This window comes from Pseudomonas sp. NPDC086112 (genome assembly GCF_044746425.1).
Lineage (GTDB): Bacteria > Pseudomonadota > Gammaproteobacteria > Pseudomonadales > Pseudomonadaceae > Aquipseudomonas.
On sequence record NZ_JBIVCD010000022.1, the window covers coordinates 59,933 to 84,240 of the forward strand.

Below are 24,308 nucleotides of genomic sequence, written 5' to 3' on the forward strand. Positions count from 1 at the left end.
AGGGTATTCTCTGCGCGCTTTCAGCTAATCCATTGTCCAGAAGGAGTCGGACCTGATGCGCGGCTACACGCAAAAACAGCAACAATTGCTCGCTCACTGGAGCGAAGCGCTTGGCACTCAGGCTTTCCAGTCCCACCGCATTACTCTCGATCATTTGAGCAATGCGCTGGAGCCCGCCGCTCAACGCTGTTTCCAACGCCTGATCCAGGCGCTGTTTCGTGAAGATCTGATCAACCCCGCCACCTGCGAATACGACGACTCTAGCCGTTGCTGGCTGCCACTTGGCGATGGCGCGCATCTTTGCTTCGAGCACTTGTCCGGCGGCAGAATGAACAGCTGGGACGTACGCGGTAGCATCGTCCTGCACACCCCCGACAGACTGCCCCACAAAATCCAGTTGCCCAGCGAACTGCTCGCTCATCTCAGCACTCAGCTCAACCCGCCAGCCTCCCCGCAGGTACTGGAACGTCTGGCCCGGGAGCTGGATGACAGCTTCAGCAACGACACCCTTTGCCTGGCGTTTCATCATGGATGGACCGAGCGCCTGAGAGAGCAGATCGATACCGGGTACGACGACAATCTGCTCGCGTGGCTCAAAGCCGGCTCCAACCACCAGAACCCTACGTCATTGCTCGAACAGTGGGGCACTCTCGGCCATCCGTGGCACCCGAACTACAAGACCAAACTGGGCTTGAGCGCCGCTCAGGTCATCGCTTTCTCGCCAGAATTCGAAGCGAGCTTTCCGATTGTCCTGTGCGCCCTGCACCGCCAGTACGCACACGTCGAAGCGCTGGCCGGCACCACCGATTACTGGGACTGGTGGCAAGGTCACTTCCCACAGGCCGCCGAACAATTGCAACGCCATTTGCAGCAGCTGGGCCTGGACGCAAAGGACTACCTCCCGCTCCCGTCGCACCCATGGCAAGCCCATGAAGAACTGCCACATTCGTTCGCCAACGAGATCGCCGACAACCTGCTGATCGTCACTGACATCGTGGCTTTTACCGGCCACCCGACCATGTCCTTCCGCACGGTCCTGCCGCAGGCCAGTCGCACGGCGCCGATGGTCAAACTGCCGGTGGCTCTGCGACTGACCAGCGTGCAGCGCACCGTGTCGCCGCGCTCCGCCCGGATGGGGCCGCGCATCAGCCAACTGGTATTGGATATTCTCGATCAGGAGCCGCAGATTCAGCGTCTGCTGAACATCGTTCCAGAGCGCATCGGCGTGCACTACGCACCCCTACCGGCCGATGACGAGCGCTCCCGGCATGCTGCCGTGCTGTATCGCGACAACCCGCTTACCCTCCTGCAAGAAGGCGAGTTGGCGGTGCCGGTCGGTAGTCTGTTCGCCGTCAACGAATTCGAACAACCGTTGCTGCGTGATTGGGTAAGGCTGGCTCAGGGCAGTGACGACAGCGAGGCCATGTTGGCGTTCTTCGAGGATTACCTGTCGATTGCCGTACCGAGCCTGCTGGGCATTTACCTGATGTACGGCGTGGCGTTCGAAGCGCATCAGCAAAACAGTTTCATGGTGATGGGCGCTGACGGGCAGTTGAATCGGCTGCTATTGCGTGATTTCGGCGACGTTCGTATCGATCGCAAAACCCTGCACGCCAAGGGCCTGGATATCCAGTTGCACGATCCGAAAATGACTCTGTATGACGACTCAGGTTTTGTCCGTGACAAACTCCTGCATACCACCTTCATGTGCCACCTCGGTGAGCTGACGTTGCTTTGTGCCCGTCACTGGAATGTGCCGGAAAGTAGCCTTTGGGAGCGGTTGGCATCGCACGTTGCACAGTGCTTCGAGACCTTGCGCGAGCGCGTTGAACCGGCACGTTGGGAAAGCGAGCGCCGGGCCTTGCTGGAACAGGATTGGCCCGCCAAATCGTTCATGCGCATGCGCTTGCTCGACAGTCATGCCGACATCGTCGGACGCCTGAGTAACCCGCTGCGACCCAACACCCATGCTCGCTGACGGTCGCGCCTTGCGACTGCTGATCGTCATCCAGTTTGTCTCCATGGGCGCAATGGAAATGAGCGGCCCGTTCTGGCCCTTGCAGATCCAGCATCTGCTCGGACCGGAGGGCGCCGGCTACACAGCGCTGTTATCGGCGATGGTCTATGCCGGTCCGATGCTGGCGGCCATGCTCCTGACGCCCATGTGGGGCCGGTTGGGGGATCGCACCGGACACAAACCGATGATTGTCCGGGCGTTGCTGGCCCTCGCGCTGTGCCAAGGGTTGGCGGCCATCACTCTCGATCCGTGGCTGCTGGTGGGTATTCGCGTGATGCAAGGCGCATTGGCCGGTTTTCTCGCTGCCGCGCAAGCCTATGCCCTGGCCTGCTGCGACAGTTCCAGCCGTGGTCACACCTTGGCGCGCCTGCAATCGGCCACCGCCGTCGGCTCATTGATCGGCCCAGTGCTGGGTGGCTGGCTGATGGACGTCTCGGGGTTTGCCCTGCTCTGTTATGGCGCGACGGCGATTTGCCTGCTGTGCGCACTGGGGAGTTTTTTCCTGCCGGCCGACAAGGCCAGGACTTCGAAGAAAAAAGCCGTTGAAGCGGTCGCCCTGCCCAAAGGCTGGCTCGGTGGAATCCTGTTGGTGATCGTGTTGATTCAGGCCGCGAAGATGATGCCGCAGTCGTTTTACGCGCTGTATGTCGCGAACATTCTGCATGCCCCAAGCTGGTTGATCGGCGCCACCTACGCGGCGAGCGCCGCGACCCTGGCCATTTCAGCACCACTGTGGGGACGCCTGTTCGACCGCTGGCAGCCGGCCTACACCTTGCGCGTTATCGAAGGCGTGGCCTGGCTGTGTGCGCTGACGCTGGCAGCCACGGCATTGGCCAACGAATGGCTGGGGTTTCTCGTCAGTCGACTCGTCTGGGGCATCTGGCAAGGCGCCCTGTTGCCCGTCGCCTATGCCCTGATCGCCAACACCATTTCCATCACCCAGCAGGGCTTCGCGCTCGGCCTCGGCAATAGCGCGGCAAAGGCTGGCGCTCTGCTCGGTGTCGTCCTTGGCGGGATCGGCATGGGCCTGGTTGGCCTGGCTCACAGTTTTTGGCTGGTGGCGCTGACCTACGCCATAGCCGCCATCGGGATCCGCTGGGTGCGCTCGTTCAACTCTGCGCCCGACCGCTCGACCTTATCGCCCCACACTTATCACAACTAGAAAAGACCACGTCATGATCCGAACCAAACTCTCTCTGTTGATCCCGCTGCTCGGTACCTTCAGCGCCCAGACCTGGGCCGAGGATACCGAGCAGCAACCCGGCACCTTGAACATGCAACCCACCGTCGTCTCCGCTACTCGCAGTGAAGCGAGCATTGCTTCGATTCCGGGCTCGGTCCAGGTTATCGACGAACAGCAGGTCCGTGAGCAGAGCGGCGCGGGTCGCCGGGTCTCCGACATTCTCGGACAATTGGTCCCCGGTCTTGCGCCGTCCAGCGGCGGGATGAGCAACTTCGGTCAGACCCTGCGCGGGCGCAACATGCTGGTGTTGATCGACGGCGTATCGCAGAACGCCACGCGCGACAACTACCGCCAGCTCAACAGCATCGCCCCGGCCAGCATCGAACGCATCGAAGTGATCTCCGGCGCCAGTAGCATCTACGGTGCCGGCGCTTCAGGCGGCATCATCAACATCATCACCAAGCGCAATCAGGGCCAGGACATTGCCTACAGCAGCAAACTGGGCCTGACCAGCGGCAACAACCTCAACCGCAAAGGCTTCGCCTACGAAGCCTTTCAGAGTGCGACGGGGCGCAAGGATGCTCTTGACTGGTACGTCTCCGCCGACCTGACTCAGCGTAACGATCAGTACGATGGCAACGGCAACCGCATCCCTCAGGACACTTCCCAGGGCAGCAACATGGATACCGAAACCTATGACCTGCAAGGTCGTTTCGGTTACGAACTGGATGCCGACAAAAAACTCAGCCTGTCGCTGCAGGACTACAAGGACCAGCAGGACACTGGCTACACAAAAGACCCGACAAACCGGCAGGAAGCCGTGGCAGTCAAAGGGCTGAAACTCGACGACCAGCCCTATACCCATAACCAGGCGGTCAACCTCAACTACACCGACAAGGACTTCTACGGTCAGGGCCTGCAACTGGAAAGCTACTGGCGCCGCGCCGATGCACTGTTCTTTCCAGACCTGTCTCGGGGAAGGGCCGGGATCTCCGACAACAACAGTGTGCAAGATGTCTACGGCCTGCGCGCGGCCATCGACACGCCGCTGCCGGCGATCGGGAGTGCCACGGGTAATCTGGTCTGGGGCGCCGACTATGATAATGAGCGCTCCCGCCAACGAGGTGATCAATACAGGCTCAATGGCCTGACCTACACCAAGACCGGCACCACCTACGAGCTGGGCCCGGACATCGAAACCACCACCAAGTCGCTGTTCGGGCAGATGTCCTGGGACATCGGTGACTGGACTTTGCGTGGCGGTGTGCGCCGTGAATGGATCGAAAGCGACGTCTCCGACAGCATCGCTTATGGTCAGATCGTCCAGACCGGCGTACGCGCAACGCTGCCTGGCGACACCCTCAAATACGATGCCACCCTGTACAACCTGGGGGCGGTCTACCACCTGAGTGAAAACCAGGACGTGTTCGCCAATTACAGCCAGGGGTTTTCGCTACCGGATATCCAGCGCTTCATGCGTGATGTCAGCAGCACCTTCGACATTCAGACTCTCAACGCCCAAGCCATCAAGGTCGACAGTTATGAACTGGGCTGGCGCGGTAACTGGGATCAGTGGCAGGCCGATGTCACCGTGTACGAAAACACCTCGGACGTGACCCAGTTCTACGATGCCAATGATCGCGTATTGCGTCTGATCAACCAGAAAGAGCGAGTTCGCGGCATCGAAAACAGCCTGACCTACCGCGCGACCGATCACTGGTCGGTGGGTGGCACTTATGCCTGGGCCAAAGGCGAGACCGAGCAGAACGGCAAATGGATCGATCTGCCGGCTACGCGCATCTCACCAGCCAAGACCACACTGTTCGTCGGCTACACCGAAGACGACTACACCCTGCGCCTGCAAGGCATGCATTTGTCCAGTTACGACGCCGCCGCCAAGGACAACAACGGGCGCGAGATCGAAGGTTATACGCTGGTGGACCTGCTCGGCTCCGTGCAACTGCCGGTCGGTCGTCTTGAAGGCGGCGTGTACAACCTGACCAACCGCACGTACCAGAACCTGTTCACCCAAGCCAACGCCAGAGCGCCATACGCCAACGCCGAAGGCCGCACGCTGAGCATGAGCTACTCGGTCGACTGGTAAAAAACAGGAGCCGGTTTGCCACAGTTAAGGATCAATCAGACATGTAGGAGCCAGGCGTGCCGGCGAAGGCGTCCTTAAGAGCGCCTTCGCCGGCAAGCCTGGCTCCTACGAAAAGCCTTGACTGACTGGCATTTGCGGCTCGCCAGCGAGCGATCTGCCGGCACACATGTCGCCTGCCAAGTTGGCTCCAGCGTTACAACCCGCGCACATCCCGGTCTTCGATCGGCCGGCTCTGGCGCAAACGCTTGCCGCCCAGCACCACCCAGTCGATCAGCCGGAACAGGCATTCAATGCCGAACGACAGCAGCAACGCGCCGCTCATGCCCCAAATCATCGCTTCCGGCGTCAGCAGGATCTGGTAGCTGTAGCCGTTCCAGGTTTCCTTGCGAATATCCGGGTCGGCGGCCAGTGCCACTTGCAGGACGCGTATGTACCACGGCCCCTGCATGGCCTGGAATTGCTTGTCCAGGGCCAGTTGACGGGTGAGCAAGGTGCTCAGGCTGTCGGCATCGCTGCGAAAGATCGGGTCTTCACTGGCACGGTAATGGGCCACGAGCGCTTGCATATCGCCCTTGAAAAACTGATTGGCGGTGCCCTGAAAACCGCTCAAACCGGTCTGCGCCTCGATCAGATGCGCCTCGACCCGCTTGGCATAATCACTGATAAACCCAGGCACCTGGACACCGATCAACAGGCCTGCCGCGAACAACACCAGCCGAAGATAACTGAGCAACATGGGGGAGAGATCCTTATTCGGTCTTGCCCTGGCTGACGCATTCACCGCGTCGCCAGAGGCTCCATTGGCCCGGTTCGTAACGGGTCCAGGTTTCGTTTTCGGTCAAGGGTTCTGTGGCGATCACCGTGACGACGTCGTTGGGCGTGGTTTCGGCCTGGAAGTCGACGATCACGTCGACGTCCTTCAACCGCGCCGGCCCGAACGGTGCTCGGCGGGTGATCTGCGCCAATTTGCTCGAGCAGTAGCAGAACAGCCAGTCGCCATCGCTAAGCAAGCAGTTGAACACGCCTTTGCTGCGGTACTCGGCGCAGGCGGCCACCAGGTCCGGCAACAGCGCTTCGATGTCTACCGGCTCGGGGAACGCCGCGCGTACCCGATTGAGCAGATCGCAAAACGCCGCTTCGCTGTCGGTATCACCAACGGGGCGGTAAAAACTGGCGGTCGGGTTGAAATCGGCCAACTGGCCGTTGTGGGCGAAACACCAGTTGCGCCCCCACAGCTCGCGCACGAACGGGTGGGTGTTGGACAGGCAGACCTTGCCGACATTGGCCTGGCGGATGTGCCCGATCACCACTTCGCTTTTGATCGGATAGCGCTGCACCAGGTTCGCCACTTCCGACTCGCTGCTCGCCGCCGGGTCCTGGAACAGCCGCAGGCCACGGCCTTCATAAAAAGCGATGCCCCAACCGTCACGGTGCGGCCCGGTGCGGCCGCCGCGCTGCATCAGCCCGGTGAAGCTGAACACGATATCGGTCGGGACATTGGCGCTCATGCCCAATAACTCACACATGCTCGGACTCTCGATTCAGTACAGGGGCACGGTTACAGGCGCGGTTCGACCCGCGAACGCTGAGGATTGCTCGGCACCGGTGGCCGGCCGTAACGATCATCGCCGGCGCCGCCGAAAGGCTGATCGTCGTCAGGCTCGTCGGCCCGCGCGGCTGCTTTGGCGGCAGCCGCCTGTTCCTTGCGAGCGTTGGAGGCGCGCTCGATGGGAAAACGGATGGCCACGAACACCAGGTAAATGCCGAAGACAATCATGCCGTACATGAACAGATCAGAAACCGCCCGCCAGGCGTTGTTGCCGACCTTGAACAGCAAGTCGAGGGCCGTAATGGCGATGGCCGGGGCGACCTTTTCTTTCACCGGGTCGATGATGGTCGGGCTGAACAGCAACACCGCCACCAGCAGCCGCAGCGGCTCACGCAGCCAACGCCACATCCAGCGGGTGATGCGCATCCACACCAACAGGCAGCCTAAAGCGGCAAAGGCGTAGAGGCCCCAAGCGATCAGATAGTCGTTCTCGGTCATGGTGTCCATGGCAAGGCAGGCAAAGAGGCGCTTATAGTAACGACTTTTCGCACATCAGGCTTGTCCCAATACCAGTGAGTCAAGCGCATTCCATGTGGGAGCGGGCTTGCTCGCGAAGAGGGAGTATCACTCGACATTGATGTTGCCTGACTCACCGCCTTCGCGAGCAAGCCCGCTCCCACAGGTTGCGAAGCCCTTATTCCGTACATTGTTCGAGAGCCATTCATGCCCCTATCCGCCAACGTCACCAGCGCTCCAATTGCCCACAAGGCCGACGGTTGCGACCCGTATGCCTGGCTGCAGGAGCGCGACACCGACGCGGTGCTCGATTACCTGAAAGCTGAAAACCGCTATCAAGAGGCGCAAACCGCCGATCAGGCCGGCCTGCGTGAAACCCTGTTCGAAGAGATCAAGGGGCGGATTCTCGAAACCGACCTGTCGCTGCCCTCGCCCTGGGGTCCCTACCTGTATTACACGCGCACCACCGCCGGCGACGAATATGCCCGCCACTACCGCTGCCCGCGTCCGGCCGATGGCAGCCTGCACATCGACGAAAGCCAGGAACTACTGCTGCTTGATCCGAACGTGCTGGCCAAGGGTGGCTTCTTTTCCCTGGGCGCGTTCAGCATCAGCCCGGACCACCAGCGTCTGGCCTACAGCATCGACTCCAGCGGCGAAGAGATTTACACGCTGTTCGTGAAGGAATTATCCAGCGGCCGCGTCAGCGAGCTGGAGTTCCAGAACTGCGACGGCAGCATGACCTGGGCCAACGACAGCCTCACGCTGTTCTTCGGCGAACTCGACGACACCCATCGCCCGCACAAACTGTTGCGCTATCGGCTGGACGGCACTGCGGCCGAAGAAGTGTTCCATGAGCCGGACGGCCGATTCTTCCTGCATTGCTATCGCTCAAGCTCCGAACGGCAACTGCTGTTGTCGCTGGGCAGCAAGACCACCAGCGAAGTCTGGGTGCTCGACGCCTCGCTGCCGCATCAGGCCTTTACCTGCCTGGCGCCGAGGGTCGAAGCGCATGAGTACGATGTCGACCACGGCAAACTCGATGGCGAGTGGACGTGGCTGATCCGCACCAACCGCGACGGCATCAACTTCGCCCTGTACCAGGCCGCCGACACTGGCGTCGCACCGACCGAAGCCGACTGGCAGAACCTGATTCCCCACAGCGACACGGTGATGCTCGAAGGCATGAGCCTGAACGCCGAGGCCATGACCCTGAGCCTGCGCGAAGGTGGCCTGCCGATCATCGAAGTCCGCCCACGGGACTTGGTGCCCTATCGCGTGCAATTACCGGATGCGGCCTACAGCCTGCACGTGCAGAACAGCCTGGAATTTGTCAGCGACCGGATCCGTCTGCGCTACGAAGCCTTGAACCGTCCGGCGCAGATCCGCCAACTGATTCTGACCACCGGCGAGCAGAAAGTCCTCAAGGAAACCCCGGTGCTCGGCCCGTTCGACGCCGATGCATACGTCAGCCAGCGGCTTTGGGCGACGGCACCGGACGGTACGCAAGTGCCGATCAGCCTTGTGGTCAAGCGCGAGTTCCTCGGCAAGCCGACGCCGCTTTATCTGTACGGCTACGGCGCCTACGGCGAAAGCCTCGACCCGTGGTTCTCCCACGCGCGCCTGAGCCTGCTGGATCGCGGCATGGCGTTTGCCATCGCCCATGTACGCGGTGGCGGTGAGCTGGGCGAAGCCTGGTACCGCGCCGGCAAGCAGGAACACAAACACAACACTTTCAGCGATTTCATCGCGTGCGCCGAACACCTGATCGCCAACGGTTTCACCACCCCATCGCAGCTGGCGATCAGCGGTGGCAGCGCCGGTGGCCTGTTGATTGGCGCAGTACTCAATCAGCGGCCGGAGCTGTTCGGTGCGGCGATAGCCGAAGTGCCGTTCGTCGACGTGCTCAACACCATGCTCGACCCGGAGCTGCCGCTGACCGTCACCGAATACGACGAGTGGGGCAACCCGCAAGAGCCGGACGTCTATGATCGGATCAAGGCCTACGCCCCGTATGAAAACGTCACCGCGCAAGCCTATCCGGCAACGCTGGTGATCGCCGGTTACAACGACAGTCGCGTGCAGTACTGGGAAGCGGCCAAGTGGGTGGCGAAATTGCGCGCGACCAAAACTGACACCAATCCCCTGCTGCTCAAGACTGAACTGGGCGCCGGGCATGGCGGCATGAGCGGTCGTTATCAAGGATTACGTGACGTAGCCCTCGAATACGCATTTGTTTTCAAGGTTTTGGGCATCGCCTGAGGAACTTGGCCCGGTGTACCGGTCTTAACACCAGTACGCCGGACATAGCCCTTGTAGGAGCGAGGCTTGCCCGCGAAGGCATTATCACAGCCAACATTGATGTTGTATGTTACGGCCTCTTCGCGGGCAAGCCTCGCTCCTACAAGGAGTCGGTGTCCGGAACACAACAGACACAAGAAAAAGACCGTGACGACATGTCAGAACCGACCTTACTGAACAACGAAATTCGCGACTGGCTGATGGACTGCGGCCTGTTCGATCAACTGTTGCCGGCAGACTTCGTGGCGGCTTCGGGTTACTTCAGCATCAGCACCATCGCCGAAGGTGAAGAGATTTTCCATGAGGGCGATGCCGGCAGTTTCATGTGCATCATCCACACCGGCCAGGTCGCGGTGCAGAAGACCAACAGCGACGGGCAACGGGTGACCATGGCCACCTTGCGCAGCGGTCGGGCGTTCGGCGAAATGGCTGTGCTCGACGGTGAACGACGCTCAGCCAGCTGCGTGGCCGCGAGCAATTGCCAGTTGCTCAACCTGGGCAAGGATTCCCTGGAAAAGATGCTCAACGACGCGCCGAAAATCGCCGCCAAGATCATCCGCGCCCTCGCCGTCTCCCTCTCCAAACGCTTGCGCATGGCCGATGGGCAACTACTCTCGCAGCAGATTTAGTGTCCTGTCTTACAAACACTATTTGTGAAGCAGACACTAACCGCCCGGCGTTTTGATTTTCGTCGTGTTCGGTTCAAGGCCCGGCAAGGTCTGGTCCTTGGGTGGATTGGGCATTTCGATCGGCGGCAACAGCGGTGGCCCGCCACTGCCGGTACCGGCCTTGGGCACGCTGGTCGGGGTGATCTGCGGATACGGTGTCGGAGTGGCGGTGCCGGGTGAACCGGGTATCGGCGCGGGACTGGTGGGGATGGTTTGCAGCTCCTGGGCCTGCACTGCAGTTATCGAGAGCGCGGCCAGGGCAATGACCGTTAGAATGGTGCGCTTCATCAATGGCTCCGTTGGCCTTGTGGTCTTTTTGCAGGCTACTCCCAACTGCGCGTGTTTGCCTTCCTCCATCTGTCAATTTCTCCTCAAGAGCGCCCCATGAAACGTTTCGTTCTGCTCGACACCACCCCCATCCCTGAAAACGGCGGTGCCCTGTGCCTGTTCGAATACGGCGAGGACTTCGTTATCAAGATTCAGGGTGGTGACGGCGGGCAGTTGATGAATACTCGCATGCACGGCTCCGAAGATGCCCTGGCCGAAATTCCCTGCCGCAAGGTCGCCGGCCGGCCGAATTCGCGAGTATTGATCGGTGGCCTGGGCATGGGCTTCACCCTCGCCTCGGCGCTCAAGCATTTGGGCAAGACGGCTGAAGTGGTGGTCGCCGAATTGGTGCCCGGCGTGGTGGAGTGGAATCGCGGGCCGCTGGGCGAAAAAGCCGGCAACCCGCTGTTCGACCCGCGCACGGTGATCCGTATGGAAGACGTGGCCAAGGTGCTGCAAGCCGAGCCACAAGGTTTCGATGCGATCATGCTCGACGTCGACAACGGCCCCGAAGGTCTGACCCAGAAGGCCAACAGCTGGCTCTACTCCGCCGGTGGCCTGAGCGCGTGTGCCAAGGCCTTGCGGCCAAAAGGCGTGCTGGCGGTGTGGTCGGCCAGCGCCGACCGGCAGTTTTCCGACAAGCTGAAAAAGGCCGGCTTCAAGGCCGAGGAAGTGCAAGTCTTCGCCCATGGCAACAAGGGCACCCGCCACACCATCTGGATTGCCGAGAAGCTCAAGGGCTGAGCGTGGGCCTGTCATCACTTATTTACTAGGCCGCGTTGCGCCTGAAAACGAGCCAGGCAAGGCGCAGTCCGCTGGTAATGGTCGCTCCCTTGCCAAGGACTGCAACGCAGCCTGGCTCGTTTTCAGGCACAACCCGAAGGGCCGGTCTGCTGTGGCGCAGGGCTGCGTTGCTCGGAGCTCGTTTGGAATGACCAAACCACGCTCCTCGCGCCTTGCCCTGCGTCACAGCAGACCCGGCGCGGCCTAGTAAATAAGTGATGACAGGCCCTACACTCACGTCATAACCGTCATTAGTCTTTTTACAAAGGTGAACCCATGAGTTCGTCCACCCCAACCAACACATCGAAGCTGGACCGCATCCTCGCCGATAACCAGCGCGACAAGGAAATGGGTTACCGCGACAAGGCCCTGAAGATGTACCCGCACGTGTGCGGCCGCTGCGCCCGTGAATTTTCCGGCAAACGCCTGAGCGAACTGACCGTGCATCACCGCGACCACAACCACGACAACAACCCTCAGGATGGCTCGAACTGGGAACTGTTGTGCCTGTATTGCCACGACAACGAACACTCGCGCTATACCGATCAGCAGTATTTCGACGAAGGCTCGCTGAGTACGCCGAAGATTGCCAAGGCGACGCACAACCCGTTTGCGGCGTTGGCGGGGTTGATGAAGAAAGAAGATTAAAGATCTTCAGTGCCTGCGCTGGCCCCTTCGCGAGCAAGCCCGCTCCCACATTGGATCTCGGGTGAACATAATATTTGTGAACACCCGAGATCCAATGTGGGAGCGGGCTTGCTCGCGAAAGCGATCGAACAATCACCACCAATCTCCAAACTGCCCCCCCTCCCCCAATCCCCGTATAATCGCCGTTTTTTCCCCGAAGGCACCCCGCTCGTGGCAGACAAACGGTACAGCTGCATTGGTTTGTACAACCCCAAATCACCGGAGAACGTCGGTTCGGTAATGCGCGCCGCCGGTTGCTATGGCGTGGCATCGGTGTTTTACACTGGCAAGCGTTATGAACGCGCTGCCGATTTCGTCACCGACACCAAGAAAGTCCACTACGACATTCCGCTGATCGGTATCGACGACCTGAAGAAAATCCTGCCTCTTGGCTGTGTGCCGGTCGCGGTCGAACTGGTCGACGGTGCCCGCTCGCTGCCGGAATACACCCACCCGGATCGCGCCCTCTACATCTTCGGCCCCGAAGACGGTTCGCTGGATAAAGAAATCCGCGACTGGTGCGAAGACGTGGTCTACATCCCGACCACCGGCTGCATGAATCTGGCGGCCACCGTCAACGTTGTGCTGTACGACCGCATGGCCAAGGGCAACAACACCCGCTCCGGGCCAAAATTCCGCTGAAGTGCCGAATATTCGATGGAACAAGCCGCTCGCCCAGGCAGTCAGCTAAATATCTATTGCTGAAGCAACCCTTCCCTGCCTGGAGACCGATCATGCGCGAGTTCAATCCTGTAGAACGTATCGAAACCACCCCGTTCCAGAGCCCTTCCGAACAGAACGTTCATGGTTGGGAACGCGCCGGCTCCCTGGCGGGTGGTGTGGTCATGCTAAGCAAAGGTCTGCGACGCGGCGGCGTGTTCGGATTGATTGAAATAGCCATTGGCGGCATGGCCCTGGCGCGGGGAATCACCGGGCATTGCTCGGCGAAAAGACTGTTGGAAAAGAACCGTCAGGACATGGAAAACGCACGCGCGAGGATCGAACGCGCCGGGGATGAGCTGGCCCGCATGAAAGCCAATGCAGAAGCAGCGACCAGCACGGCGACCGTGACGGGAAATGATTCGTTGAACTCGCCGAAGGCTGGAGTCTGATCCGAAATCAATGCAGAGGCTCAAGGCCTCTTCGCGGGCAAGCCCGCTCCCACAGTAATTGGCGGTGTTCACACCTGTTGTGTACACCACAATTCCTGTGGGAGCAGGCTTGCCTGCGATGGCGGTGCTACTGAAGCAACCCGGTATCGAGCCCCCTGGAAGACTCGCCAGTTCCTGTAGCGTAGGTCAGGCTGGCCTTGTCGGCGGCCGGGCTCCAGACACCACGGGCCTGCTTGCCATTTAAACGGCGACGCTTAACCCGCGCGAAAAATCAGATGGTCTTCCCAATCCTCTTCAGCCACGCTGCCCTCGGCGAGCATGCGCCCGGACTGGGAAATACGTTCGTGATGCACCGCCTCGCGATCACCGCACACCAGATGATGCCAGAGCGGCAAATCCTTGCCTTCGCTGACCAGTCGATAACCGCAGGTCGGCGGCAGCCATTTGAACTCATCGGCCTTGCCCGGCGTGAGCTGAATGCAATCGGGCACCGAGTCGCGACGGTTGGGGTAATCGGTACACTGACAGGTTTTGAGGTCGAGCAATTTGCAGGCGATACGCGTGTAGTACACGGCGTTGTCGTCTTCGTCCTCGAGTTTTTGCAGGCAGCACAGGCCACAGCCATCGCACAGCGATTCCCATTCCTCTTGATCGAGTTGATCGAGGGTTTTGCGTATCCAGAACGGTTCGACTTTGGCGGCCATGGCTCAAGCATCAACATCAGGTGGTGAAAAGGCCGCCAGTCTAGTGCCAAGGCACCGGCGGGCCAAGCATTGGCGACTGCCGGTACAACGGAACTTGTCAGTTTTAGCGTCGCCAAGCAGCTTTGCCGTCGCAAGGGGCCATGCTCAAATGCCATTAACGCTCAACCGCGTTGCATTCAGGTGAACTACCCAGGCTCTCGAAAAACCTCATCGCTCAGCTCAACTGCGCCCGCAGGTTTCAGACGCCCCTCACTTTCAAACGTAAAGGAATCTCTTGATGAGTGCTAACCCACGCGTTGCCGACTACGCCATTCACCCTCAGTTCACTGATCGCTGGTCGCCCCGCGCGTTCACCGGCGAAACCATTCCCGTCGAAACCCTGCTGAGCTTCTTCGAAGCCGCACGCTGGGCGCCATCGGCGTACAACTCGCAGCCTTGGCGGTTTCTGTACGCGCGTCGCGACACGCCGAACTGGGAGCGTTATCTGGGTCTGCTGAACGAGTTCAACCGCAGCTGGGCGCAGCACGCCTCGGCGCTGGTGATCGTGATCTCGAAAACCACTTTTGCGATACCTGGCGCCACCGAAGAAACACCAGCGCTATGGCACACCTTCGACACCGGTTCGGCCTGGGGCCACCTGGCGCTGCAAGCGAGCATCAGTGGCTGGCACACCCACGGCATGGCCGGTTTCGATCAGGAGCTGACCCGTAAAGAGCTGAATATTCCTGAGGGCTATGCGCTGCACGCGGCGGTGGCGATCGGCAAGCTGGGCGACAAGGCGACGCTGGCGGACTACCTGCAAGCGCGCGAAGAGCCAAGCCCGCGCCGTCCGCTGAGCGAGTTGGCGGCCGAGGGTGATTTCACCCTCTAACCAACGATGAAGTTCAAATGTGGGAGCGGGCTTGCTCGCGAAAGCGGTGTGTCAGTCGATACTCAAGGTGACTGACACACCGCTTTCGCGAGCAAGCCCGCTCCCACATTTAATGGGTGGTGGATTTAATACCCGCGTGAAAAATCCACTTCCCCACGCAACGCTTCGCCCGCCTGATACGCCCGCAGGTTTTCGACGAACAACTTCACCATCATGGGTGGCGAAGTCGGTGCCGAACTGTGCCCCGTCAGCAGCAGGCCCCACGCGGTCCAGAACGGATGGCGTTGTGGCAGCGGCTCCTGACGGCAGACGTCGATCACGGCCCCGGCCAGATGCCCTTCCTTCAAGGCTTCCACCAGATCCGCATCGACCACCGCCACGCCGCGCCCGACGTTGATGAACAACCCAGTCGGCTTGAACTGCTTGAACAGCGCGGCGTCGTACAGGTCGTGAGTATTCGGGGTGTTCGGCAGCAGATTGATCACGTAATCCACTTCGCCGACCAGTCGCGGCAAGTCGCTCAGCGCGCCGACTTCGACAAAGGGCGCCTGCTCGCGGACTTCGCTGGCGATGCCGTACAACTCGACGCCAAATGGCACAAGGAACTGCGCCACGGTCTGGCCGATGTCACCGGTGCCGACGATCAACACCTTGCGTCCAGCCAGGCTTTGCCCCTGGCGACTGTCCCACTTTCGCTCGACCTGGCTCACCAACCGCGGCAGTACTTCGCGCTCGTGGCCTAGCATGTAAGTCAGTACGTATTCGGCCATGACCTGACCGAAAATCCCTACCGCGCGAGTCAGGCGATAGTGCCGAGGCAGGCCGTCGGCCAGCAACGGCGTGATGCCGGCCCAGGTCGACTGCAGCCATGCCGGCGTGTGGCCCTGACGCAACAGCGTCGCCAGCAGGTCCGGCTGGCCGAGCCAGACCTGGCACTCGGCGGCCTGACGGGCCAGTTCGGCGGAGTCGCCGCTGGTCAATACTTCCAGATCAGGCGCTGCCTGACGCAACAGTTGGGCATACACAGGGTGGTCGTGTTCAGCAATCAGAACGCGCATGGTTCAAACCTTTCAAAAACAGTGCAGACGGCCGCCGACGGAGTATCACTCCATCGCCCTGGCCATCGCCAAAATCATTCCAGTGTTTCATAAAGGCTCTGAACAGAGCCTGTCTCGATTACATCGGGTCGTTGCGTCGCAGCAATTCTTCCGGAAGGTGTTCGATGTATTCGTCTTCGGCCGGCGGCATTTGCAGGTGGTAGCCCTGCTTTTCGAGGTTTTCCAGCACCACGGTGATGTCTTCGCGCGACAGCTTGCGCTCGGGCGTCAGCACCAGATCGAAAGCGTGGTGCGGTTTGCCGAAGGCCGCCATCAGACTTTCCGGAACGCGCTCCAGTGCATCGCTTTTGAGCACATAGAGGTACATCTCGTTTTTCTTCAGGCTTCGATAGATGGAGCAAATACGTTTCAAGGCTGTTCTCCGGCGGTGGCCAGGCTGTCGAGCAGCGCCTGGCCCATCAATTCGCGGCGCCAGCCACGCAGCGAATCAGGCAATTGGTAAGGACCATTGGGGAAACCGCTCTTGAGCAGCGCTTCCAGGGTTTTCTTGCGCAGCATCAGTTCTGGGGCGATGTTCAGACGCTCGGCTTCGGCCTGGCCGATGGCGCGCAGCTGTTTGACCAGCGCGGCGGCTTCCACCGGCAACGGCTCCGGCACTGCTGGCGGCCATTGATCAGGCGACACACTGCCAGAGCGCTTGATCAGATCAAGCAGAAATTCGCCGTCCTGACGCACGGTACGCGGGTGCATGTCTTCAATTTTCGCCAGCGCGCCGAGGTTGTCCGGTTGCGTGCGCGCCAACGGCCACAGGGAGTGTTCACGGATGATGCGGTTGCGCGGCAGATCACGGGCGCGGGCTTCGCGCTCGCGCCAGGCACAGAGCTCACGCAATACGGCGAGTTGGGCGCGGGACAGCTTCCAGGCCAGTTTGGCATCGCGATAGACCTCATACGGGTCGACCTCGCGACGCAGGTTGGCCACCAGCTCGGCACCGTCTTCCAGGACCCAGGCGTATTTATCGTCAGAAAGCTTCGGACGCAGTTGTACGAAAACTTCCGCCAGATGCAAGGCATCTTCGGCGGCGTAGCTGATCTGGGTATCGGACAGTGGACGTTGCAGCCAGTCGGAACGGGTCTCGCCCTTGGGCAGATCGATGCCGAGCACTTCCTGCACCAGCCGCGAATAGCCCATGGAAAAACCCAGGTTCAGGTAAGCGGCGGCCAGTTGGGTATCGAACAACGGCGCCGGCAGGCTGCCGGTCAGACGCAGCAGCACTTCGAGGTCTTCGCTGCACGCATGCACGACTTTGACCACGGCCGGGTTTTCCAGCAACGCCGCCAGCGGCTGCCAGTTGTCGATGGTCAGTGGGTCAATCAGGTAAGCGCGTACGCCATCGCCGATCTGCAGCAGGCCTGCGATCGGGTAAAAGGTGTCGACCCGCATGAATTCGGTGTCGAGGGCAACGAATGGCAGCTGCTGCCACTCGGCGCAAAACTGACCGAGGCTATCGTTGTCGCGAATCCAGTGAATATCGATGGCCACACGGCTCTCCCTTGAAGAATGGCGCGCAGTATATATCGCCGCCGGCAATTTCCGCGCCTCCACTGAACAAGAGCTTTAGCGAAAATACCTGCTGGATCGCAAGAATTGTCTGACAGGAGGGAGCTAGCTGGTCTTACGCAGCACGTAGACCCGCATCCGCGCGCAACCCGGCAAGAAGTCCTGATGGCTGAGCAAGCGGAAACCCGCCTGCCTGAACTCGGCCTCAAGCTCGGCCTTGCTCGCCTGTGGCTGGACGTGTGCACCTTCCACACCCGATCGGCGCAGCGTGAAATGCGCATTGACTCGCACCGCCACAATCACCGTATCGCGACTGACCCGATGGAACTCGCCCAGCAGGGCCAACCGATGCTCAGGACTGGCGATATGTTGAAACAATTGCATGCAAAAAATGCAGTCCACCGCGTTCGCCGACAAACCGATGGTGAAGGCCGAACTCTGAAAGGTCTTGACCCGTTCCAGCAGGGGTTGCGGATGGTGGGTACGGGCATGATCGAGCATGTCCTGAGACGGATCGCTCGCAAGAATCACTCGATTCGCATGCTCGGCCAGTATCGACCAGAAGCGCCCGACACCGCAGGCTACATCAAGAATCAATCCCGGTTCGCCAGCAACCTGAAGCGCGTTACGCACCAGTTGCTCGTCGCGCCAGAACGTCAAACGCCCCGCCAGGCCACGCGGTCGCGACTGAAGACAGACGCGGGCGTGTTCCTGGTCATAGCGCCGGGCGAACTCAAGTTCGATGGCGGATGGGGGCAGCGCGGACATGTGCAAGGGCTCTTGTTGGAATATTGACTGGCGGCAGGTTAACGACTGGCGCGTGAAAAAAAGGTCGACGGACTCATTTTTTGGCCAGCACACCGTCAATCACTGCGCCGCGGCAGCCGGCAAACATGTCCAGCCCCGGGTCGTAGACCTTGCTGTTGACCTCCAGCAGGCCAAGCATGGAATGGAACAGGTTGTCCTGGCTCAAGGGTTTTTCGCGACTCAATTGCAGGCAATGAGTGTCCACCGAGAACGATTTTTGATAGCTGTCGGAGAACCACGCCAGCATCGCTACATGCTTCTGTTGTTCCGGCGCCAGCATGTAAGGCGTGCCATGAAGGAACAGGTTGTATTCGCCCAGCGATTCGCCGTGGTCCGACAGATAGAGCATGGCGGTATCGACTTTGTCCTGATTACTGCGCAACAGATCGATCAGGGTCGACAGCACATGGTCGGTGTACACCAACGTGTTGTCGTAGCCATTGACGATACTTTCGCGGCTGCAATTGTTCAGTGCATTGCTTTCACACACCGGGGTGAAGTGTTCGTACTCTTTCGGGTAGCGCTTGAAGTATTCCGGACCGTGACTGCCCATTTGGTGCAGTACCAGCACGGTGTCTTTATCCAGGGTGTCGATGAAGTGCTGCAAACCTTGCAGGAGAATTTCATCGCGGCACTCGCTATTGGCACACAACGCCGGGTCTTTCAGGTTACTCACGTCGTCGACAGTGACCCGATCGCAAGTACCTTTGCAGCCCGACTGATTATCCCGCCAGATCACCTCGAGACCGGCGTGCTTGAGCACGTCCAGCAGACCTTCCTCATTCTTTGCCTTGCTGGCGTTGTAATCCTTGCGGCCCATGTTGGAGAACATGCAGGGCACCGACACGGCCGTTTCCGTGCCGCAAGAATGCACATCGGTGAAGGCAATCAGGCCGGCTTCCTTATCCAGTTGGGGGGTGGTGTCGCGGTCATAACCCAGGATGCCGAAGTTCTCGGCCCGAGCACTTTCACCCACCACCAGTACCGTCAGGGATTTACGGCCATGGGTTTGCCAGATCAGGTTTTTCTCGGCATCTTCACCGAGTTTGACAAAGGGTTGCCGGGCAGAAACGACTTGCTCGCGCAGATAACCGAGCGAGGCACCGATGTAGTTGCTTGGCACCACCATCAGGCGCAATTCATGGTGATTGCGAAACAACGACGACAAGCCTTGATAGTTGACCATGGCGACACCGCCGATCACCGCAACCGATGCGACACTCACCAGCACTTTACTTAATAACTCACGGTGCCAACGACGGTAATTAACCGGCGTCTTCCACAACAACCACGACGGTAAAACTCCGAGAAGCGCAATATAAACAAACAACTTCACGGACAATAAGTCACGTACTTCTGTGGCATTGGTTTCTGCGAAGTTACGAAACATACCGGCGTCGATCAACACACCGTATTGGCTCATGAAATAGGCCACGCCGGCACTGACCAAAAAGATCAGCGTCAACACGGGTTTCATCACAGATCGAAACGCCAGCAAGGTCAGCACAATGTTGAAGGCCGCCAGGATCATTACCCCGAATGCAACACGCATGACGATGCCTTGACCGTCTGCCACGGTGATAACGAACAAGTGTTGCCAGAGCACTGAATTGAACCCAGCCAATAAAAAGGCGCTGGCAATCAACGTCACCCATTCGGGGCGCACGGCTTTGAACTTCAACATGATGATTGGTTGTTCCTGAAAGAAGTGCCCGCGTCAAATGTGAAAATTTCATTTACCGCGACAACACAAATCTTAAGCAGCCAAGCATCAATTTTTCGTGAAAAAGAAGCCAACGAATAGTTGGCTCATGGCATTAGGCCCAAACTTTCAACAATGAAGGCTGGTGTCCTGTCTCACCAATACGTTCCTCTTTTGACGAGTGGCTGTTGCCGTCAGGCAAGGCGCCGCGACGAGTCATAGCCCGCTATGGCGAGGAGCGGCAACGCAGCATGACGGCAACAGACGCCGTCAAAAAGGAACAGTATTGGCGAGACAGGACACTAAATTCAGGCTTGATGCAGATACCAGCGCCAGTCCTGCTCACCGACTTCGCCCATGAACTGCCGGTATTCGGCACGTTTCACTGCCAGATACACGCCAAGAAACTCACTGCCAAATGCTTCCCGCGCCCAGTTCGATGCCTCCAGCGCTCGCAACGTGGTCAACCAGTCGGTGGGCAGCAATTCCGTAGCCTGGGCGTACCCATTGCCCTCCACGGGTGCTCCAGGGTCAAGCTGCTCGCGGATGCCGCGATGAATCCCGGCCAGGATCGCCGCAGCCGCCAGGTACGGGTTGGCGTCGGCACCACAGATGCGGTGCTCGATATGCCGGGAGAATGCCGGCCCGCCGGGCACTCGCAAACTCACGGTGCGGTTGTCCACCCCCCAAGTGGCCGCCAGTGGTGCGTAGCTGTTGGCCTGGAAACGACGGTACGAGTTGGCGTTCGGACAGAACAGCAGCAACGAATCCAGCAACGTGCTGAGCATTCCGCCGACCGCTTGTTTAAGCAGCGGCGTGCCGTCCGGGGCTTCGCTGGCGAACAGGTTATTGCCCTCCTTGTCCGCCAGGCTGATATGCATGTGCATGCCGGTGCCGGCCAGATCATCAAAAGGCTTGGCCATGAAACAGGCCGCCATCCCATGCTTGTGGGCCACGCCCTTGACCAATCGTTTGTAGCGCACCGCTTCGTCCATCGCCTGCAAAGCATCGGCGCGGTGTTCGAGGGTGATTTCCACCTGCCCCGGCGCGTATTCGGAAATCGCCGTGCGCGCCGGAATGCCCTGCAGCTTGCAGGCGCTGTAGAGGTCGGCCAGAAACGGCTCGATCTGCTCCAGCTCACGTAAGCCATAAACCTGCGTGGAGCGTGGCCGCCCACCATCGACATCCCGCGCCGGCTGCGGCCGACCGTTGCTGTCGCGCTGCTGATCCAGCAAATAGAACTCCAGCTCCGCCGCCATCACCGGGTAATAACCGTCGGCCTGCAAGCCTTCGATGACCTTGGCTAGCAGGTGCCGTGGATCGGCGATAGTCGCGGGCATGCCCTCTTTTGGATGCATGCTGACTTGCACCGCCGCCGTAGGAATCAATCGCCACGGCATGCGCTGCAAACTGCCGCTGATCGGGTAGGCGCGGCAATCGATATCACCGACGTCCCAGACCAGACCGGAATTTTCCACATCGTCGCCATTGATGGTCAGGCCCAGAATGGTACTCGGCAGCGGCCGCCCGCTCTCGTACACCGCCAGCAGTTCATCGCGATGCAGCAACTTGCCCCGCGGCACACCGTTGTTGTCGAGGATGAACAGCTCGAACATCTCGATATCCGGATTGTGTTCAAGGAAGGACAGGGCTTCTTCTTTCGTGGCGAAGGATGTCGTGGCACAGCTCATGGGAATTCTCGTCTATCCGCGTCAGGCAAACGCACAGGCGCCGCCGGTTTGATCCCGGCGCACAGCGCGGGATCTGTTAGAACAATCAGCGGGACAGGCAGGAATCCGGCGGGCGGGCGTGGCGGCAGTGCCACAATGCCCAGAAGGCCAGTTCGGAAGGGAGTGCAGACAGGCTTGGCGCGCTGGCAGGCCTGAATGGACGACGTGGCTGAAGGCTTGAAGTGGCACCAGACGCCCCCTCGTGTTTGATGCTGATCAGCCAGACGTCCATGGAAAAGACCGCAGTAAACAGATGCAAAGCAGCGTCACACGGGCAGATAAGCCGTTAAATCCAGACTTGATGAACCTTGGTTGCAGATTGGCTAAACATTCCTCCCGCTAACCAACCTAATTTCTCGATAGTGCCAGCGACTTTTCAGTTTGCCCCTGCAGGCTTGGAGCGGCCTAATCACAACCTTGTAAATCTGGGGTTCCGTTATGGAAAACGTTCGTACTACAAGCGCCTATGCCGGATGGCTGATGGTCAGCGTGGTATTGGTGGCACTGAACCTGAGGCCTTCGATGGCCGCTGTCGGGCCGTTGTTGTCGGCCATTCGCGGGGATGTTCCATTAAGTTTCAGTACCGCGTCGCTGCTGACCATGCTGCCCGTCATGGCGATGGGCCTGGCGATGTTCCTGGGAATGCGCATTGCGCAACGGGTTGGCGAACACCGCACCATCATCCTGTCCTTGTTGATCATCGGTGTGGCCACGGTCTCGCGGCTGTATCTGGATAGCACCCTTGAGTTGATCCTGAGCGCAGTATTGGCCGGGCTGGGGATCGCCCTCATTCAGGCGGTGATGCCTGCCCTGATCAAGTCACGCTTCAGCGACAACGTTTCGCTGTTCATGGGTTTGTATGTCACTTCGATCATGGGCGGCGCAGCGATTGCGGCATCGTTCTCGCCTTTCGTCCTGGCGCAAACCGGTAGTTGGCGGATGGGCCTGGCCATCTGGGCGCTACTGACGCTGGTCGCCCTGGCCTTCTGGCTTGCCCAGCGTTCGGCAATCGCGCCATTGCCGGCGGCGCCGATGGGACGCCAGGAGTCCTTCGTCGGTAACTCTCGGGCCTGGCTGCTGGCGATTTTCTTCGGTTTGGGCACCGCCTCCTACACCTGTGTGCTGGCCTGGCTAGCCCCGTATTACATGGAAAAAGGCTGGAGTGAACAGAATGCCGGCTTATTGCTGGGGTTTCTCACGGCCATGGAAGTCGTGTCCGGGCTGATAACACCCGCGATTGCCAACCGCAGCCAGGACAAACGCCTGGTACTGGTCGTTCTGCTGGCCTTGATCATGGCCGGCTTCTGCGGCCTGATCCTCAGCCCGGAAGGCTTTAGCCTGCTATGGCCGTGCCTGTTGGGCCTGGGCATCGGCGGTCTGTTCCCGATGAGCCTGATCGTGTCCCTTGATCACCTGGATAACCCGCGTCGTGCCGGCGGCCTGACGGCCTTTGTGCAAGGCATCGGTTACCTGATCGCGGGCCTCTCACCGCTGATTGCCGGGATGATTCGCGACCAATTGGGTAGCTTCGAATGGGCCTGGTGGTCACTCACAGCGGTGATGGCGGTGATGATTGTAATGGTACTGCGCTTCAACCCTAGGCAATACGCGCAGCATATTCAATAGTCTTCGAAGGTTCTGCTTTTCGTAGGAGCCAGCGGTGCGGCACCGTTGGCTCTTACAGGTTCGATCAAACGCAGGAAAAGGAACTCATGAAACAAGTCGGTTTTGCAGAAGCTCATTGGGGCATGCTGATCTGGGCAATGCTGATCTCATCGTCGTTCTTTGCGGCGGCAGAGGTCAGCCAATCGATAGATCCAATATTGTTGACCGGGCTGCGTTTGCTGTTTTCAGCCTTGATGTTCTTGCCACTGCTGTTATTGAAAAATACGTCACCGATCTCGGCCAGAGGCTTGCTGGCGCATGCGGTTCTTGGGCTGCTGCTGGCAACGTATTTCGGTTCGCTGTTTGAAGCGCTACGCCATACCACCGCGGTCAATACCGCGACGCTGTACACGCTGGTGCCACTGATGACGTTATTTTTTGAGGTATTGCTGCTGCCGAGCCCAAGCCTGAAGAGCCGCTTGTTGCCGATGTCGATTGCAGCGATCGGTGCCCTGCTGCTGACGCTCAAAGGGGCAGCTCCAGGCGAACTGCCTGCACTGTATCCGGTACTGATCTTCGGCGTTGGCTGCCTGGCGATGGCGCTTTATTCGCCTCTGAGCCAGCGATTCAAGGTCAAGACCTTGAAGGGGCGTGACCCGGTGGCGATGACCTTCTGGAACATGCTTTTCGGTTCGCTGTTTCTGTTTGTGTTCTGTCTGTTTAACGGCGGTTGGCGCAGCGGCGCGCAGTTGTCGTCGAGCGATATGTTCTGGCTTGTATACCTGGCGCTGTTTGGCACCCTCGGGACATTCTGGCTGCTGCATCGGGCAATCGGGGTGATTTCACCGTCAACGGTGGTTTCCTACGTCTACCTGAACACCTTGTTTGTCACATTGTTTCACTGGTTCTGGCTCAGACAGCAACCGGTGCTGATAGAAGTCACCGGTGCCGTGCTGGTGGGTGTCGGCATGCTGGCATTGGTGATCACCAGCCGTACCGCCAAAACCGTTACAGCTTGAGATCC

The 24,308-nt window shown here is 59.7% G+C and carries 23 protein-coding genes; 12 read left to right on the top strand and 11 right to left on the bottom strand.

Annotated elements, in window-relative coordinates:
• The first annotated feature begins 55 nt into the window (after nucleotides 1–55).
• Genes ACIPLA_RS16735 through ACIPLA_RS16745 form a run of 3 tightly spaced genes read left to right on the top strand, consistent with a single transcriptional unit; the run spans nucleotide 56 to nucleotide 5,304 of the window.
• Nucleotides 56–1,978 (top strand): IucA/IucC family protein, encoded by a 1,923-nt coding sequence (locus tag ACIPLA_RS16735; protein ID WP_401174308.1) that lies wholly within the window; start codon nucleotides 56–58, stop codon nucleotides 1,976–1,978.
• Entirely contained in the window at nucleotides 1,968–3,179 is a 1,212-nt protein-coding gene (locus tag ACIPLA_RS16740; RefSeq protein WP_218398146.1) for an MFS transporter, read from the top strand. Before ACIPLA_RS16735 ends, ACIPLA_RS16740 begins: the two co-directional genes overlap by 11 nt.
• 13 nt (nucleotides 3,180–3,192) lie before the next feature.
• Nucleotides 3,193–5,304 carry a TonB-dependent receptor gene (locus ACIPLA_RS16745; RefSeq protein ID WP_218398148.1) on the top strand — a complete coding sequence of 704 codons (2,112 nt, stop codon included), beginning with the start codon at nucleotides 3,193–3,195 and terminating at the stop codon, nucleotides 5,302–5,304.
• A 193-nt stretch (nucleotides 5,305–5,497) separates the two neighbouring features.
• Here the strand turns inward: ACIPLA_RS16745 and ACIPLA_RS16750 are convergent, their stop codons facing one another.
• Genes ACIPLA_RS16750 through ACIPLA_RS16760 form a run of 3 tightly spaced genes read right to left on the bottom strand, consistent with a single transcriptional unit; the run spans nucleotide 5,498 to nucleotide 7,360 of the window.
• The gene (locus tag ACIPLA_RS16750) at nucleotides 5,498–6,040 is read right to left on the bottom strand and encodes a DUF2937 family protein (protein WP_008067554.1); all 543 of its coding nucleotides are present in this window, start codon (nucleotides 6,038–6,040) and stop codon (nucleotides 5,498–5,500) included.
• A 13-nt stretch (nucleotides 6,041–6,053) separates the two neighbouring features.
• Nucleotides 6,054–6,830: a class II glutamine amidotransferase gene (locus tag ACIPLA_RS16755; protein WP_123501094.1), complete on the bottom strand. Its 777-nt coding sequence runs from the start codon at nucleotides 6,828–6,830 to the stop codon at nucleotides 6,054–6,056.
• 32 nt (nucleotides 6,831–6,862) lie between these two features.
• Nucleotides 6,863–7,360, bottom strand: a complete 498-nt coding sequence (locus ACIPLA_RS16760; protein WP_123501092.1) for an MFS transporter — start codon at nucleotides 7,358–7,360, stop codon at nucleotides 6,863–6,865.
• A 216-nt stretch (nucleotides 7,361–7,576) separates the two neighbouring features.
• Here ACIPLA_RS16760 and ACIPLA_RS16765 point away from each other — a divergent pair, with 216 nt between their 5' ends.
• Both ACIPLA_RS16765 and ACIPLA_RS16770 read left to right on the top strand, forming a co-directional pair.
• On the top strand, nucleotides 7,577–9,631 hold the full coding sequence (locus tag ACIPLA_RS16765; protein WP_401174312.1) for a S9 family peptidase: 2,055 nt from the start codon (nucleotides 7,577–7,579) through the stop codon (nucleotides 9,629–9,631).
• A 194-nt stretch (nucleotides 9,632–9,825) separates the two neighbouring features.
• On the top strand, nucleotides 9,826–10,299 hold the full coding sequence (locus ACIPLA_RS16770; RefSeq protein ID WP_038979360.1) for a cyclic nucleotide-binding domain-containing protein: 474 nt from the start codon (nucleotides 9,826–9,828) through the stop codon (nucleotides 10,297–10,299).
• A gap of 36 nt (nucleotides 10,300–10,335) precedes the next feature.
• Here ACIPLA_RS16770 and ACIPLA_RS16775 read toward each other — a convergent pair whose 3' ends face one another.
• Nucleotides 10,336–10,626 carry a hypothetical protein gene (locus tag ACIPLA_RS16775; RefSeq protein ID WP_063342779.1) on the bottom strand — a complete coding sequence of 97 codons (291 nt, stop codon included), beginning with the start codon at nucleotides 10,624–10,626 and terminating at the stop codon, nucleotides 10,336–10,338.
• Between the two features lie 96 nt (nucleotides 10,627–10,722).
• Here ACIPLA_RS16775 and ACIPLA_RS16780 point away from each other — a divergent pair, with 96 nt between their 5' ends.
• The 4 genes from ACIPLA_RS16780 (at nucleotide 10,723) to ACIPLA_RS16795 (ending at nucleotide 13,247) form a co-directional block, all read left to right on the top strand.
• On the top strand, nucleotides 10,723–11,409 hold the full coding sequence (locus tag ACIPLA_RS16780) for a spermidine synthase (RefSeq protein WP_401174316.1): 687 nt from the start codon (nucleotides 10,723–10,725) through the stop codon (nucleotides 11,407–11,409).
• 315 nt (nucleotides 11,410–11,724) lie between these two features.
• Entirely contained in the window at nucleotides 11,725–12,096 is a 372-nt protein-coding gene (locus tag ACIPLA_RS16785) for a YajD family HNH nuclease (protein ID WP_007898702.1), read from the top strand.
• 210 nt (nucleotides 12,097–12,306) lie between these two features.
• Entirely contained in the window at nucleotides 12,307–12,777 is a 471-nt protein-coding gene (locus ACIPLA_RS16790) for an RNA methyltransferase (protein ID WP_007942196.1), read from the top strand.
• Between the two features lie 92 nt (nucleotides 12,778–12,869).
• Nucleotides 12,870–13,247 (top strand): DUF2892 domain-containing protein, encoded by a 378-nt coding sequence (locus tag ACIPLA_RS16795; RefSeq protein WP_008073137.1) that lies wholly within the window; start codon nucleotides 12,870–12,872, stop codon nucleotides 13,245–13,247.
• Nucleotides 13,248–13,501: 254 nt separating this feature from the next.
• Here the strand turns inward: ACIPLA_RS16795 and ACIPLA_RS16800 are convergent, their stop codons facing one another.
• Nucleotides 13,502–13,951: a YcgN family cysteine cluster protein gene (locus tag ACIPLA_RS16800; protein ID WP_218398152.1), complete on the bottom strand. Its 450-nt coding sequence runs from the start codon at nucleotides 13,949–13,951 to the stop codon at nucleotides 13,502–13,504.
• Nucleotides 13,952–14,228: 277 nt separating this feature from the next.
• Between ACIPLA_RS16800 and ACIPLA_RS16805 the strand changes: the two genes are divergently transcribed.
• On the top strand, nucleotides 14,229–14,822 hold the full coding sequence (locus ACIPLA_RS16805) for a nitroreductase family protein (protein WP_218398154.1): 594 nt from the start codon (nucleotides 14,229–14,231) through the stop codon (nucleotides 14,820–14,822).
• Nucleotides 14,823–14,947: 125 nt separating this feature from the next.
• Here ACIPLA_RS16805 and ACIPLA_RS16810 read toward each other — a convergent pair whose 3' ends face one another.
• The 6 genes from ACIPLA_RS16810 to ACIPLA_RS16835 form a co-directional block, all read right to left on the bottom strand.
• The gene (locus tag ACIPLA_RS16810; protein ID WP_401174321.1) at nucleotides 14,948–15,880 is read right to left on the bottom strand and encodes a D-2-hydroxyacid dehydrogenase; all 933 of its coding nucleotides are present in this window, start codon (nucleotides 15,878–15,880) and stop codon (nucleotides 14,948–14,950) included.
• A 118-nt stretch (nucleotides 15,881–15,998) separates the two neighbouring features.
• A complete protein-coding gene (locus ACIPLA_RS16815; RefSeq protein ID WP_007898694.1) occupies nucleotides 15,999–16,292 on the bottom strand; it encodes a YcgL domain-containing protein in 294 nt (97 codons plus the stop codon).
• Nucleotides 16,289–17,422, bottom strand: coding sequence for a ribonuclease D (gene rnd, locus ACIPLA_RS16820; protein ID WP_123499040.1), 1,134 nt, complete (start codon nucleotides 17,420–17,422; stop codon nucleotides 16,289–16,291). Before rnd ends, ACIPLA_RS16815 begins: the two co-directional genes overlap by 4 nt.
• A gap of 123 nt (nucleotides 17,423–17,545) precedes the next feature.
• A complete protein-coding gene (locus ACIPLA_RS16825) occupies nucleotides 17,546–18,208 on the bottom strand; it encodes a class I SAM-dependent methyltransferase (protein ID WP_401174325.1) in 663 nt (220 codons plus the stop codon).
• A 73-nt stretch (nucleotides 18,209–18,281) separates the two neighbouring features.
• Entirely contained in the window at nucleotides 18,282–19,931 is a 1,650-nt protein-coding gene (locus ACIPLA_RS16830; RefSeq protein ID WP_401174327.1) for a phosphoethanolamine transferase, read from the bottom strand.
• 326 nt (nucleotides 19,932–20,257) lie between these two features.
• Nucleotides 20,258–21,640 carry a glutamine synthetase family protein gene (locus ACIPLA_RS16835; RefSeq protein WP_218398159.1) on the bottom strand — a complete coding sequence of 461 codons (1,383 nt, stop codon included), beginning with the start codon at nucleotides 21,638–21,640 and terminating at the stop codon, nucleotides 20,258–20,260.
• Nucleotides 21,641–22,117: 477 nt separating this feature from the next.
• Here ACIPLA_RS16835 and ACIPLA_RS16840 point away from each other — a divergent pair, with 477 nt between their 5' ends.
• Both ACIPLA_RS16840 and ACIPLA_RS16845 read left to right on the top strand, forming a co-directional pair.
• Entirely contained in the window at nucleotides 22,118–23,305 is a 1,188-nt protein-coding gene (locus ACIPLA_RS16840) for a cyanate transporter (protein ID WP_218398161.1), read from the top strand.
• Between the two features lie 86 nt (nucleotides 23,306–23,391).
• Complete coding sequence (locus tag ACIPLA_RS16845) at nucleotides 23,392–24,303, top strand: DMT family transporter (RefSeq protein WP_401174330.1); 912 nt, start codon at nucleotides 23,392–23,394, stop codon at nucleotides 24,301–24,303.
• The last annotated feature ends 5 nt before the right edge of the window (nucleotides 24,304–24,308 follow it).

Excerpts from the sequence above, each read along its gene's own strand:
- ACIPLA_RS16755 (WP_123501094.1), bottom strand. The coding sequence starts at position 6,830 with ATGTGTGAGTTATTGGGCATGAGCGCCAATGTCCCGACCGATATCGTG.
- ACIPLA_RS16735 (WP_401174308.1), top strand. The coding sequence starts at position 56 with ATGCGCGGCTACACGCAAAAACAGCAACAATTGCTCGCTCACTGGAGC.
- ACIPLA_RS16830 (WP_401174327.1), bottom strand. The coding sequence starts at position 19,931 with ATGTTGAAGTTCAAAGCCGTGCGCCCCGAATGGGTGACGTTGATTGCC.
- ACIPLA_RS16780 (WP_401174316.1), top strand. The coding sequence starts at position 10,723 with ATGAAACGTTTCGTTCTGCTCGACACCACCCCCATCCCTGAAAACGGC.
- ACIPLA_RS16750 (WP_008067554.1), bottom strand. The coding sequence starts at position 6,040 with ATGTTGCTCAGTTATCTTCGGCTGGTGTTGTTCGCGGCAGGCCTGTTG.
- ACIPLA_RS16805 (WP_218398154.1), top strand. The coding sequence starts at position 14,229 with ATGAGTGCTAACCCACGCGTTGCCGACTACGCCATTCACCCTCAGTTC.
- ACIPLA_RS16810 (WP_401174321.1), bottom strand. The coding sequence starts at position 15,880 with ATGCGCGTTCTGATTGCTGAACACGACCACCCTGTGTATGCCCAACTG.
- ACIPLA_RS16765 (WP_401174312.1), top strand. The coding sequence starts at position 7,577 with ATGCCCCTATCCGCCAACGTCACCAGCGCTCCAATTGCCCACAAGGCC.
- ACIPLA_RS16825 (WP_401174325.1), bottom strand. The coding sequence starts at position 18,208 with ATGTCCGCGCTGCCCCCATCCGCCATCGAACTTGAGTTCGCCCGGCGC.
- ACIPLA_RS16835 (WP_218398159.1), bottom strand. The coding sequence starts at position 21,640 with ATGAGCTGTGCCACGACATCCTTCGCCACGAAAGAAGAAGCCCTGTCC.
- ACIPLA_RS16760 (WP_123501092.1), bottom strand. The coding sequence starts at position 7,360 with ATGGACACCATGACCGAGAACGACTATCTGATCGCTTGGGGCCTCTAC.
- ACIPLA_RS16785 (WP_007898702.1), top strand. The coding sequence starts at position 11,725 with ATGAGTTCGTCCACCCCAACCAACACATCGAAGCTGGACCGCATCCTC.
- ACIPLA_RS16745 (WP_218398148.1), top strand. The coding sequence starts at position 3,193 with ATGATCCGAACCAAACTCTCTCTGTTGATCCCGCTGCTCGGTACCTTC.
- ACIPLA_RS16795 (WP_008073137.1), top strand. The coding sequence starts at position 12,870 with ATGCGCGAGTTCAATCCTGTAGAACGTATCGAAACCACCCCGTTCCAG.
- ACIPLA_RS16800 (WP_218398152.1), bottom strand. The coding sequence starts at position 13,951 with ATGGCCGCCAAAGTCGAACCGTTCTGGATACGCAAAACCCTCGATCAA.
- ACIPLA_RS16770 (WP_038979360.1), top strand. The coding sequence starts at position 9,826 with ATGTCAGAACCGACCTTACTGAACAACGAAATTCGCGACTGGCTGATG.
- ACIPLA_RS16845 (WP_401174330.1), top strand. The coding sequence starts at position 23,392 with ATGAAACAAGTCGGTTTTGCAGAAGCTCATTGGGGCATGCTGATCTGG.
- ACIPLA_RS16740 (WP_218398146.1), top strand. The coding sequence starts at position 1,968 with ATGCTCGCTGACGGTCGCGCCTTGCGACTGCTGATCGTCATCCAGTTT.
- ACIPLA_RS16775 (WP_063342779.1), bottom strand. The coding sequence starts at position 10,626 with ATGAAGCGCACCATTCTAACGGTCATTGCCCTGGCCGCGCTCTCGATA.
- ACIPLA_RS16840 (WP_218398161.1), top strand. The coding sequence starts at position 22,118 with ATGGAAAACGTTCGTACTACAAGCGCCTATGCCGGATGGCTGATGGTC.